9 protein-coding genes are annotated in these 11,762 nt (G+C 68.0%); 6 read left to right on the forward strand and 3 right to left on the reverse strand.

Annotated features, from left to right (window positions below; all coding sequences use genetic code 11):
- Positions 1 to 72 precede the first annotated feature (72 nt).
- From HGB39_RS13600 to atzF, 5 genes are all read left to right on the forward strand, one after another.
- The gene (locus HGB39_RS13600; protein ID WP_005563342.1) at positions 73 to 909 is read left to right on the forward strand and encodes an SDR family NAD(P)-dependent oxidoreductase; all 837 of its coding nucleotides are present in this window, start codon (positions 73 to 75) and stop codon (positions 907 to 909) included.
- Positions 906 to 1,439, forward strand: coding sequence for a carboxymuconolactone decarboxylase family protein (locus HGB39_RS13605; RefSeq protein WP_005563343.1), 534 nt, complete (start codon positions 906 to 908; stop codon positions 1,437 to 1,439). The genes HGB39_RS13600 and HGB39_RS13605 overlap by 4 nt, the downstream gene beginning before the upstream one ends.
- Before the next feature lie 33 nt (positions 1,440 to 1,472).
- Positions 1,473 to 2,912: a short-chain fatty acid transporter gene (locus HGB39_RS13610; protein WP_005251827.1), complete on the forward strand. Its 1,440-nt coding sequence runs from the start codon at positions 1,473 to 1,475 to the stop codon at positions 2,910 to 2,912.
- 92 nt (positions 2,913 to 3,004) lie between these two features.
- Complete coding sequence (uca, locus tag HGB39_RS13615; protein ID WP_052023927.1) at positions 3,005 to 6,655, forward strand: urea carboxylase; 3,651 nt, start codon at positions 3,005 to 3,007, stop codon at positions 6,653 to 6,655.
- Positions 6,655 to 8,400: an allophanate hydrolase gene (atzF, locus tag HGB39_RS13620; RefSeq protein ID WP_005563345.1), complete on the forward strand. Its 1,746-nt coding sequence runs from the start codon at positions 6,655 to 6,657 to the stop codon at positions 8,398 to 8,400. Before uca ends, atzF begins: the two co-directional genes overlap by 1 nt.
- Here atzF and HGB39_RS13625 read toward each other — a convergent pair.
- Positions 8,397 to 9,254 (reverse strand): SDR family oxidoreductase, encoded by an 858-nt coding sequence (locus HGB39_RS13625; protein ID WP_005563347.1) that lies wholly within the window; start codon positions 9,252 to 9,254, stop codon positions 8,397 to 8,399. The genes atzF and HGB39_RS13625 overlap by 4 nt on opposite strands.
- Before the next feature lie 123 nt (positions 9,255 to 9,377).
- On the opposite strand from HGB39_RS13625, the gene HGB39_RS13630 reads away from it, so the two are divergent.
- On the forward strand, positions 9,378 to 9,788 hold the full coding sequence (locus HGB39_RS13630; protein WP_005563350.1) for a winged helix-turn-helix transcriptional regulator: 411 nt from the start codon (positions 9,378 to 9,380) through the stop codon (positions 9,786 to 9,788).
- Here HGB39_RS13630 and HGB39_RS13635 read toward each other — a convergent pair.
- The gene (locus HGB39_RS13635; protein WP_005563352.1) at positions 9,781 to 10,227 is read right to left on the reverse strand and encodes a DUF5709 domain-containing protein; all 447 of its coding nucleotides are present in this window, start codon (positions 10,225 to 10,227) and stop codon (positions 9,781 to 9,783) included. The genes HGB39_RS13630 and HGB39_RS13635 overlap by 8 nt on opposite strands.
- 112 nt (positions 10,228 to 10,339) lie before the next feature.
- Positions 10,340 to 11,740 (reverse strand): dihydrolipoyl dehydrogenase, encoded by a 1,401-nt coding sequence (gene lpdA / locus HGB39_RS13640; protein ID WP_054245711.1) that lies wholly within the window; start codon positions 11,738 to 11,740, stop codon positions 10,340 to 10,342.
- Positions 11,741 to 11,762 lie beyond the last annotated feature (22 nt).

Here is an 11,762-nt window from a genome sequence, read left to right on the forward strand (position 1 = left end):
TTTCCCACCAACGAACCGAGCGGGTGCTAGCGTCTTGCTACCGCTCGGTAACACAGGTTGGGAACTCGCTTCATGTCACGCACTCTCGAAGAGAATCTGGTCGGACGCCGCGTCCTGATCACCGGGGCAGCCCGGGGTATCGGCGCCGGACTCGCCAGACGACTTCACGAGCGGGGCGCCCGTGTCGGGCTGCTCGGCCTCGAACCCGAACTCCTCGAACAGACAGCCACCACGTGCGGCCGGGCGCCGTGGCGTCGATGCGACATCCGCGACCGGCGAGCCGTCGAGGACTCGTTCGACTACCTCGCCGACCGGCTCGGCGGCCTCGACGTCGTCGTCGCCAACGCGGGCGTGACGCCCCCGGCGCACATCGTCGAGGGCGATCCGGAGGTGATGCGGTATGCCATCGAGGTGAACGTGATGGGGACGTATCACACGCTGCGCGCCGCGGGACCGTACATCGGCCACCGCAACGGGTACGCACTCGTCGTGGCGTCGTCGACGACGTTCAGCCCCCTGCGCGGCGTGCACGGCGCCACGAGAGGCGGTGCCGAGGAGCTCGGCGGGGCCCTGCGGGAAGAGATGAAACCGCTGGGGACCCGGGTCGGTATCGCCCGGCTCGGCGAGATCGACACGGACCGGACCCTGATCGACTTCGACGGCCTCGCGGTTCCCCCACCCCGCGGCAGTGCACTGACCCGGACCTCCTCGATCACGGTGGCGGTCGATGCACTCGAACGGGGAATCGCGGGGCGGAAGAATCGGATATACGCGCCGTCCCGGGTACCCGGGTCGGATTCTGTGCGTATGCTCGCACTTCGGGCCACGGAGATGACCCGTTCGATCGAACTACGCGCGCACGCAGCCGTTCCCGCGAGGGGACGAGTAGAAGGAGAGGGGGCGGCGTGACCGCACGCATTCCACCCGGACGTCTGAAGGAACTCGGCCCCGTCAACTGGGTGCTGTGGCGAATCATCTCCCGTGTCGCCGGTGTGCCGGACGCACATCTGTTCAGCACGGTGGGCCGCACGAGGGGGCTCTTCCGTGCGTGGCTGCAGTACTCCGGCAAGCTGATGCCGGGCGGGCAGATCTCCCGGTACGAGACCGAACTGATCATCCTTCGGGTGGCACACCTGCGGAAGTGCAGCTACGAGATGGACCACCACGTGCGCCTCGGACGCCGGGCGGGCGTCACCCCGGCGCTCCTCGACCAGGTGCTGGAAGGTCCCGCCGCGGAGGGCTGGGACGCGCGCCGCCGCGCCATCCTCACTGCCGTCGACCAACTCGTCGCCACCGACAACCTGGACGATGCCACGTGGTCGGCGCTGAGCACCCACTTCGACGACCGCCGGATGATCGAATTCTGCTTTCTGGTGACCCAGTACGACGCCCTGGCCACCACCATCGGGACTCTGAGGATCGAACGCGACTATTCGTAGGTTCCGCATCGCGTAGAGAAGAGGAACGGCCGCATGACATCCGCTACCGACGAGGTCCGCTCCGAGAAGGGACTGGCGCGGGTCGCGCAGTCGCTGGCCGGCTGGACGGAGAAATGGTTTCCGGACGCCTACGTCTTCGCGCTCGTCGGCGTCTTCGTCGTCTCGGTGGCCGCACTGGCCAACGGTTCGTCTCCGCAGACGGTCGTGGACGCGTTCGGTGACGGTTTCTGGGATCTGACGGCGTTCACCCTGCAGATGGCCATGGTGGTGCTGACCGGATACGTCGTCGCCACGTCCCCGCCGGTCGCCCGGCTGATCGATCGCCTGGCCCTGGTGCCTCAGTCGGCGCGCACCGCAGTCAGTTTCGTCGCATTCCTGTCCATGTCGGTCTCCTTCCTGAACTGGGGGCTCAGTCTGGTGTTCGGAGGGCTGCTCGCCCGGGCGATCGCCCGCCGATCCGACCTGCGAGTGGATTACCGTGCGCTCGGCGCTGCGGCCTTCATGGGTCTGGGCGCCGTGTGGGCGCTCGGCATGTCCTCGTCCGCCGCGCAACTGCAGGCCACCGCCGCATCCCTACCGCCGGCGCTGCTGGAGATCACCGGCGTCCTCGACTTCGGGACCACGATCTTCACCTGGCAGTCGCTGCTGATGTGCGTGATCATCATCGCCCTGACCGTGGTGATCGCCCACTTCTCCGCGCCGAGGGGCGCGGCCGTCACCACCGCCCAGGATCTGGACGTCGACCTCGACGACCGGCCGAAGGAGGTGGCGCCCCGAACGCGACCGGGAGAGTGGCTCGAATACAGCCGGATCCTGCCGGCGCTGGCCGGTCTGATGACGCTGGGGTGGCTGATCTCCCAGCTGGTGACCAAACCCGTGCTCACCGTCGTCAGTAGCCTGAACGCCTATCTGCTGGTCTTCCTCATGCTGGGGCTGGTGCTGCACGGGACGCCGCGCAAGTTCCTGCAAGCCGTCGCGCTGGCCGTCCCGGCGACGGCCGGCATCCTGGTCCAGTTCCCGCTGTATGCCGCGATGGCCGCAATCCTCACGAAGGCCGAGGGCAGAAACGGCCTCACCATCTCGGAGCACCTGGCCGAGTTCTTCACGAACATCGGCAGCGGCGGCGGCTTCACCGTCGTCATCGCCCTCTACACGGTCGTGCTGGGCCTCTTCGTGCCGTCCGGAGGCGGAAAATGGCTCGTCGAGGCGCCTTACGTCATGCAGTCGGCCACCGATGTCGGGATGAACCTGGGCTGGACGGTCCAGGTGTACAACGTCGCCGAGGCCCTGCCGAACCTGATCAACCCGTTCTTCATGCTGCCCTTGCTCGCAGTGCTGGGGCTCAAGGCGCGCGATCTGGTGGGATTCACGTTCCTGCAGTTCATGTTCCACCTGCCGGTGGTCCTGCTCCTGGTGTGGCTGCTCGGAACGACGTTCGAGTTCGTACCCCCGGTGCAGCCGTCCTCACCGTGATCCCGATTCGCGCAGGCCGTGAGAGGTCTTACTAACCCACGCGTTACCTCGAGCAATCTCGGTGAAACACCCCGTCCTTAGCGTATACAACCATGTCCACAGGGATGAATACACCGCCGATCGAGTACTCCTTCGACACCCTGCTCGTCGCGAACCGGGGCGAAATCGCCTGCCGCATCATGCGATCGGCACACCTCCTCGGACTGAAGACGGTTGCGGTCCACTCGGACGCCGATTCGGCTGCCGCGCACGTCGAGATGGCCGACGTCGCCGTCCGGCTGGGTCCGGCTCCCGCCCACGAGTCGTATCTGCGGGCCGACGCCGTCGTGGAGGCCGCCCTGGCGACGGGCGCGGGCGCGATTCATCCCGGATACGGCTTCCTGTCGGAGAACGACGCGTTCGCCGCAGCGGCGGAATCCGCCGGGATCGCGTTCGTCGGTCCCACCCCCGAACAGCTGCGCACGTTCGGGAACAAGCACACGGCACGCGAGGCCGCCCGCGCCGTCGGCGTCCCGCTCGTCGCGGGCAGCGGGCTCCTCGACTCCGTCGACGACGCCCTGTCCGCGGCCTCCGACATCGGCTATCCGGTGATGATCAAAGCGGTCGGTGGCGGCGGGGGCATCGGGATGCAGGCGTGCTTCGACGCCGCCGAACTCCGCGAGGCCTACGACCGCGTCCAGCGCCTCGCTCAGGCCAACTTCTCCTCGTCCGGGGTGTTCCTGGAGCGCTTCGTCGCCCGTGCCCGGCACATCGAGGTGCAGGTGTTCGGCGACGGACTCGGCCGCACGCTGAGCCTCGGCACCCGCGACTGCTCACTACAGCGCCGCAACCAGAAAGTGGTCGAGGAGGCCCCGGCACCCGGACTCTCCGACGACGTGGTGGAACAACTGCTCAGCTCGTCCCGCAGTCTCGCGTCGTCGGTGAACTACCGGTCCGCGGGAACCGTCGAGTTCGTCTACGACGTGGACCGCGGTGAAGCGTCGTTCCTCGAGATGAACACGCGACTGCAGGTCGAACACCCGGTGACCGAGGAAGTCACCGGAGTGGACCTCGTCGAGTGGATGCTGAGGCTCGCCCGCGGGGACGGTTCCATGCTCGACGGGCTGCCCGACTCCGGACCCGAGATCAGGGGAACCGCCGTCGAGGCCCGCATCTACGCCGAGGACCCCGGCCACGACTACCGTCCCAGCGCCGGACGACTCACAGGGGTCGAGTTCCCGGCTCACACGCGGGTCGAGACGTGGGTCGAGACGGGAACCGAAGTGAGTGCCTATTACGACCCGATGCTGGCGAAGGTGATCACCCGCGGGCACCGGCGTACGGCGGCGTTCGCCGCCCTCGCGGAGGCACTCGCCGACACGCACATCTACGGAGTCCAGACGAACCTGCCCCAGCTGCGGCGGATCTGCGTCGCCGACACGGTGCTGGCCGGCGAGCACACCACGCAGTCGCTGGCCGATCTGCGGCCGACCGGCCGACGCGTCGACGTGCTCCGCGCCGGGACGATGACCACCGTGCAGGATCACCCCGGCCGAACCGGACTGTGGGAGGTCGGAATTCCGCCGTCGGGACCGATGGACGACCTGTCGTTCCAGTTGGTCAACACCGCGGTCGGCAATCCGGTCGGCGCGCCGGGTCTCGAATGCACCCTGCAGGGGCCGCGCCTCGTGATCTCGGATGCCACGGTGATCTGTGTGGGCGGTGCCGACACCCCGGTCACGCTCGACGGCGAACCGATCCCCTTGTGGGAACCGGTGGAAGCGCCGGCCGGGTCGGTCCTCGACGTCGGCACTCCGGCGGACACCGGCCTGCGCACGTACGTCGCGTTCCGGGGCGGCATCGACGCTCCGCTGTACCACGGCAGCGCGTCCACGTTCACGCTCGGCGGGTTCGGCGGCATCACCGGCAAGGCCGTCACCACCGGTGACGTGCTGGGACTCTTCGACGACTCGCTGTTCGAGAACACCACGGGTCTCGGCGCACCGCATCCCGTCCCGGAGGACTCGCGTCCCGAATTCACGCACGTGTGGCATCTCGCCGTCACCGAGGGACCGCAGCCGGCGCCCGCCTACTTCACCGACTCCGACATGGCGCAGTTCTACGACACGACCTGGAAGGTCCAGACCCACGCGAACCGGACCGGCCTCCGGCTCGACGGCCCCAAGCCGGTCTGGTCGAGGACCGACGGCGGCGACGCCGGGCTGCACCCGTCGAACCTGCACGACAACCCGTACAGCGTCGGAGCGCTCAACGTATCCGGCGACACCCCGATCCTGCTCGGCCCCGACGGACCGAGCCTCGGCGGCTTCGCGTGCCCCCTCACCGTGGTGAAGGCGCACCGGTGGAAGCTCGGGCAGATCAGGCCCGGCGACGAAGTGCGGTTCGTCGCCGTCTCCGACGACGGTGCGCACGTGCTGCGGGCGTCGGATTCGTCTCGCAAACTGGATCTTCCGCCCACCGCAACCCGCTCGGCGAACAGCGACGGCGGGGTCCTGCGCCGCATCCCGCCCGTACTGGACCGTCCCGAGGTCGCGTACCTCCGCGGCGGCGACGACAACGTCCTCGTCGAGTACGGGGACCGGGAACTCGACCTCGGACTCCGCATGCGCGTCCACGCGCTGTCGGAAGCGCTGATCCGGCGTCGGGTCCCGGGCATCATCGACATCACTCCGGGTGTGCGCTCCCTGCACCTGCATTTCGATGCCGACGAACTTCCCGCCGGCCGGTTGCTGGACATCCTCCAGGACATCGAGGAACTGCTGCCCGCGACACACGATCTGGTGGTGCCGAGTCGCACGGTCCGGTTGCCGCTGTCGTTCGACGACCCGTCCATCGCCGAGGCCATCGACCGGTACCGCAACGGTGTCCGCGACGAGGCGCCGTGGCTGCCGTCGAACACCGAGTTCATCCGGCGCATCAACGGTTTGGACAGCGTCGACGACGTGCGCGACGCCGTGTTCGACGCCGAGTACCTGGTGCTGGGGCTCGGCGACGTCTACCTCGGCGCACCACTGGCCGTGCCCCTCGACCCGCGGCACCGCCTGGTCACCACCAAATACAACCCGGCGCGCACGTGGACGCCGTCCGACGCGGTCGGGATCGGCGGCAAGTACCTGTGCGTCTACGGCATGGAGTCGCCAGGCGGTTACCAGTTGATCGGGCGCACCGTCCCGATCTGGTCCGGCTACCGGCAGCACCGCCCCTTCGACGAGGGCACACCGTGGATGTTCCGGTTCTTCGACCGCATCGTGTGGGAACCCGTCACCCCGGAGCAGCTGCGCGAATACCGCGAGCAGGCCGTCGCGGGGCGGTTCGACGCCGAGATCTCCGACGGCACGTTCGCGTTCGCCGACCACCTGAAGTTCCTGCGGGACAACGCCGAATCCATCGCCGAGTTCGACTCCCGGCAGTCCGCGGCGTTCGAGGCGGAGAAGTCCGCGTGGCGCGCGTCGGGCGAATTCGACCGCGTCGAGCAGGCGCCCGCACCCGAGCCGTCGGCACGGGTCGACGTTCCGCCCGGGGCTGTCGTCGTCGAGGCTCCCATGGTCGGCAGCGTGTGGCGCGTCGAAGTCGAAGCTGGGCAGCGCATCGAACCGGGACAGAACGCCGTGGTACTCGAGGCGATGAAACTCGAGATGCCGGTTGCATTCACCACGTCCGGAACAGTCCTCGAAGTCCTCGTGTCACCGGGCGCGATCGTCGAACCGGGCACCCCCCTCGTCGTGATTGGAGCAGAAAACTGATGACTGTCGATGCCGTGAACCGCGGACAGACCACCCTCTCCCCCACCGCCCGTGTCGAGGATGCCTTCCGGCGGATCGCCGAGGTGGACCGTCCGGAAGTGTGGATCACCCTCCGGCCCGCCGAGGACGTGCACGCCGATGCCCTTGCCGTGCAGGCCCGTCTCGACGCCGGCGAAAACCTCCCCCTGGCCGGGAAGGTCGTGGCGGTCAAAGACAACATCGACGTCGCGGGACTGCCGACGTCGGCAGCGTGCCCCGAGTTCGCCTACCTCCCCGACGTCACCGCGAGCGCTGTGCGCCGCCTCGTCGAGCAGGGCGCTGTGGTGCTGGGGAAGACGAACCTCGACCAGTTCGCGACCGGGCTGGTCGGGACACGCAGTCCGTACGGCGCCGTCCGGTGCTCGTGGGACCCCGACCGGGTGTCGGGCGGATCCAGCTCCGGTTCCGCCGTCGCCGTCGCCCTCGGCATCGCCGACATCGGAATCGGCACCGACACAGCAGGTTCCGGGCGGGTCCCGGCCGCGTTCAACGGTCTCGTCGGCATCAAGGCGACGCTCGGCGTCATCCCCGCCGACGGCGTCGTTCCCGCCTGCGTCGACTACGACTGCGTCACCGTCTTCGCCACCGAACTCGACACGGCCGTGACCGCCGCCCGCATCATGTCGGGCCCGGCGAGCGCGGACCCGCGAAGCCGCGCGTGGCCGTCCGACGTCCGCCTGGCGGCGCCCACGCAGCCGAGGGTCGCGATTCCCGCGGAACAGAATCTCGATCTGCTGACACCGGAGTACCGTGCGGCATTCGTTGCCACGGTGGGGTCGTTGGCGGACCGAGGTTTCTCCGTCGAGGCGATCGACATCTCCCCACTCCTCGACGCCGCCCGCCTGCTGTACGACGGCGCCGTCGTCGCCGAGCGGTACACCGCTGTCGGGAAATTCCTCGACACCGCGCCGGCGGGCGCCGATCCGGTGGTCACCGCCATCGTCGAGTCGGCGAGGAAGCCGGCGGGCCACGAGTTCGCCGCCGACCTCGACACGCTCACCCGCGTCAAGGCGCAGACGCGGGAACTGCTGGCCGGTTTCGACGGCCTCCTGCTGCCCACCACCACCGAACACCCGACCATCGCTGCCGTACAAGCCGATCCGATCGACATCAACCGGCGGATGGGCACGTACACGAACTTCTGCAACCTGCTCGACATGGCGGCCGTCGCGGTCCCGGGCGCCCCGACCGCCACCGGCGACCCGTTCGGTGTCATGTTCGTGGTGCCGGCGTTCGCCGACCAGGTGGCCGTGGACCTCGCGGCCCGTCTCGTCGGTGCACCGGCGCCCACCCTCGTCGCGGACGGTGTGGAACTGGCCGTGTTCGGAGCCCACCTGCGCGGACAGCCCCTGCATTTCCAGCTCGAGGACATCGGCGCACGGTTCGTGGACACCGTCACCACCACCGACGCCTACCGGCTCACCGCACTCGACACGACGCCGCCCAAGCCCGGTCTCGTCCGTCGCGGCCCCGGCGCGGGAGCGGCGATCATCGGGGAACTGTTCCGGGTGTCACCCGCCGGGCTGGGCACCTTCCTCGCCGCACTGCCCGCCCCGATGGCGCTGACGAGCGTCGAATTGTCCGACGGCCGCGCCGTGGTCGGCTTCAGCTGCACCCACGACGCGGTCGACGGGGCCACGGACATCACCGAATTCGGCAGTTGGGTTGCCTACACCCGTGAGTACTTGTCAACCGCCCGCGGTTAATAAGTACTCACGGCAAGGACGGTGGCGGCGCGAGTCGAGTTGCGGCCGATCAGCTTCTGCAGGTCGCCGTGCGCGGTGTCGAGGGCGCCGACGGCGACTCCCGCATCGGAGTCGGCGAGCATGCTCGCGATCGGTGCGGGCAGTCCGGCGCCCTCGAGCACCGCGGCGTACTCGGCCTGCGGAAGGTCCTTGTACGACACCGGCTTTCCGAGGACGGACGAGATGACCTCCGCCAATTCGCTGTACGTCAGGCGCTCGTCGCCACCGAGCTCGTACACCTTGCCTGCCTGCCCGTCGGCGAGCAGGACCGCGGCGGCGGCCTCGGCGTAGTCCTTGCGGGCGGCCGCGGCGACGACACCCGTTCCGGCACTGCCGAACAGCGCACCGGTCTCCGCCGCGGCGGGAATGCTGCCGAGGTAGTTCTCCCAGTACCAGCCGTTGCGGAGCAGCGCGAAGTCGATTCCGGACTGCGTCAGCCGGTCCTCCGTGGCGCGGTGTTCCACGGCCAGTCCGATCGGGCTCTTCTGTGCGTCGAGGACGCTGGTATAGGCGACGAAGCCGACGCCGGCGGTCTTCGCGGCGGCGATCACGTTGGTGTGCTGGGCGATCCGCTGCCCGATGTCGCTCCCCGAGACGAGCAGCAGCTTGTCGACGCCGGCGAGCGCCTTCTCCAGTGCGGCGCGATCGCCGTATTCCGCCTGCCGGATGGCGACGCCCTTGTCGGCGAGGTCCGCGGCCTTGGCGGGGGTTCGGACCACGGCGACGATGTCGCCGGCGGGTACGCCCTTGTCGAGCAGTGCCTCGACGACGAGTCGACCGAGGTGTCCGGTTGCTCCTGTGACGGCAATGGTCATGACGAACTCCTAGCGCGTAGTGGTGCGAGTTGACTATTCAAGCTCACTTTCCATCATGCACTAATTTTTCGTAAGTGCAAATGTTCTCGTAAGCACTTCCTGCATGTGGGGTAGACTGGACGTATGTCCGAGCCCGCGCACCCAGCACAGGAAAGTGAAGACCGCACCCTCGAAGCCGACGTCTTCGCACGCGACTGCGCGTCGCGCGAAACGTTGCAGACCGTCACCGGCCGCTGGGGTGTGCTCGCGCTCGCGGCGCTGACCGAGGGCAGTTACCGGTTCAGCGCGCTCCGCCGACGCGTCGACGGCGTCAGCGAGCGCATGCTGTCGCAGACATTGCAAGCCCTCGAACGAGACGGCCTCGTGGTCCGCGAAGTGCTCGAAGCCATTCCGCCGAAGGTCGAGTACAGCCTCACGCCGCTCGGCGCCGAGGTCGGCTCACGCCTCATCGGCCTGATCGAGCTCGTCGAAGCGCGCGTACCCGACGTCCGGGCAGCGCAGGAGAAATACGACGCCGCTCGCGGCGTCAGCTGAGTTCGTCGAAGTCGGTTTCCTCGTCGACGATGTGGACCGCGGCCTCCTCGGCCGACGCCGCTCCCCCGTCGATGCCGATGTCGGACGCCACGAGGTCCTTCTCCTCGTCCTCGCCCACACCCTCGTCCTCTGCGACGAGCCGGCCCGACCGCAGTCGTCCGACCTCGTTGTCGTCGAGAATCTCCGCGTTGTCGTCCTCCAGAGCCGGGTCCGGCTCCTCCTCCGCGAGCCGCTGATCAAGGGTCTCACCCTCGCGCTGCTCGGCGGCCGTCGTCCCGTACGCGTCGAGCCCGAGCGGCCTCTCCGGAGGCGAATAGCCCTCGTCGAGAACGTCGTCCACACCTCTGTCGACCAACGTGTCCTCCGGCTGCAACTGGTCCTCTTCGTCGAGGCTGTACTCGCCCTCGGATCCTTCTGGCGTGCTGTCCGGCATGGTCATCCTCCCCACGATGCCATCGCAGCGGGCAGTTCGCCATCGGATCGCGGAAGCAACTCGGGGAGAAACGCGAAGGGCCCGCACAGAGACTGTGCGGGCCCTCTCGGTATTCGGGTCAGAAGTTGATCATGTGCCCGGCGAGACCGTGGATGGCCTCCTGCAGGGCTTCGCTGAGCGTCGGGTGCGTGTGCACGTTGCGAGCCAGCTCGTTGACCGTGAGGTCCCACTTCTGCGCGAGGGTCAGCTCGGGCAGCAGCTCGGAGACGTCCGGGCCGATCAGGTGCCCGCCGAGCAGTTCGCCGTACTTCTCGTCGGCGATCAGCTTGACGAAACCGGTCGGGTCACCGAGGCCGTGTGCCTTGCCGTTGGCGGTGAACGGGAACGTCGCGACCTTCACGTCGTAACCCTCGTCCTTGGCCTGCTGCTCGGTCAGGCCGAAGCTCGCGACCTGCGGCTGGCAGAACGTGGCCCGCGGCATCATCCGGTAGTCCTCGATCGGCAACGTCTCGACGCCGGCGATCGTCTCGGCGGCCACGACGCCCTGCGCCTCGGCGACGTGCGCCAGCTGCAGCTTCATCGTCACGTCACCGATGGCGTAGATGTGCGGCACCGACGTCTGCATCGTGTCGGTGATGCCGATCGCGCCGCGATCGAGCTGCACGCCGGTCTTCTCGAGGCCGAAGCCCTCGACGCGGGGCGCGAATCCGACCGACTGCATCACCTTGTCGACCACGACGGTCTCGATGTCGCCGGACTTGTTGTTCTTGATCGAGACGGTGACCTTGCTGCCGTCGTCGTCGATGCTCTGGACGGCGGCACCGGTCTTGATCGTGACGCCGAGCTTCTTGTACTGCTTCTCGATCTCCTTGGACACGTCCGCGTCCTCGTTGGGCAGCGCACGGTCGAGGAACTCGACGATCGTGACGTCCACTCCGTAGTTCTTCAGGACGTACCCGAACTCCATGCCGATCGCGCCGGCACCGACGATGAGGATCGACTCCGGGAGATCGCGGGTGAGGATCTGCTCCTCGTAGGTGACCACGTTCTCGCTGAGCGAGGTGCCCGGCAGCAGCTTGGTGGTGGAACCGGTGGCGATGATGGCGTTGTCGAACGTCACCGTCTCCGTCCCGCCCTTGGACAGCTCGACCGAGATGGTGTTGGCGTCGGTGAACGACCCCTTGCCGTCGTACTCGGTGATCTTGTTCTTCTTCATCAAGAAGTGAACGCCCTTGACACGCCCGTCCGCGACCTTGCGGCTGCGGTCGTAGGCGGCGCCGAAATCGAAGGACGCCTCTCCCGAGATGCCGAACGTCTTGGCCTCTTTTGTGAAGAGATGCGCAAGTTCGGCATTGCGGAGAAGTGCCTTGGAGGGGATGCAGCCGACGTTCAGGCACACACCGCCCCAGTACTTCTGCTCGATGATGGCGGTGCTCAATCCCAGCTGTGCCGCGCGGATAGCAGCGACGTACCCACCGGGACCGGCTCCGAGGACAACGACGTCATAGTGTGAGGTCACGGTTGTTCAGGGTAGTCCCGTC

It is taken from the genome of Rhodococcus opacus (assembly GCF_012396235.1).
Classification (GTDB): domain Bacteria; phylum Actinomycetota; class Actinomycetes; order Mycobacteriales; family Mycobacteriaceae; genus Rhodococcus_F; species Rhodococcus_F opacus.

What these genes read in the sequence shown, in the direction of transcription:
- HGB39_RS13635 (WP_005563352.1), bottom strand. Translation starts at nt 10,227, where the DNA reads ATGACCATGCCGGACAGCACGCCAGAAGGATCCGAGGGCGAGTACAGC.
- HGB39_RS13600 (WP_005563342.1), top strand. Translation starts at nt 73, where the DNA reads ATGTCACGCACTCTCGAAGAGAATCTGGTCGGACGCCGCGTCCTGATC.
- HGB39_RS13630 (WP_005563350.1), top strand. Translation starts at nt 9,378, where the DNA reads ATGTCCGAGCCCGCGCACCCAGCACAGGAAAGTGAAGACCGCACCCTC.
- uca (WP_052023927.1), top strand. Translation starts at nt 3,005, where the DNA reads ATGTCCACAGGGATGAATACACCGCCGATCGAGTACTCCTTCGACACC.
- HGB39_RS13610 (WP_005251827.1), top strand. Translation starts at nt 1,473, where the DNA reads ATGACATCCGCTACCGACGAGGTCCGCTCCGAGAAGGGACTGGCGCGG.
- atzF (WP_005563345.1), top strand. Translation starts at nt 6,655, where the DNA reads ATGACTGTCGATGCCGTGAACCGCGGACAGACCACCCTCTCCCCCACC.
- HGB39_RS13625 (WP_005563347.1), bottom strand. Translation starts at nt 9,254, where the DNA reads ATGACCATTGCCGTCACAGGAGCAACCGGACACCTCGGTCGACTCGTC.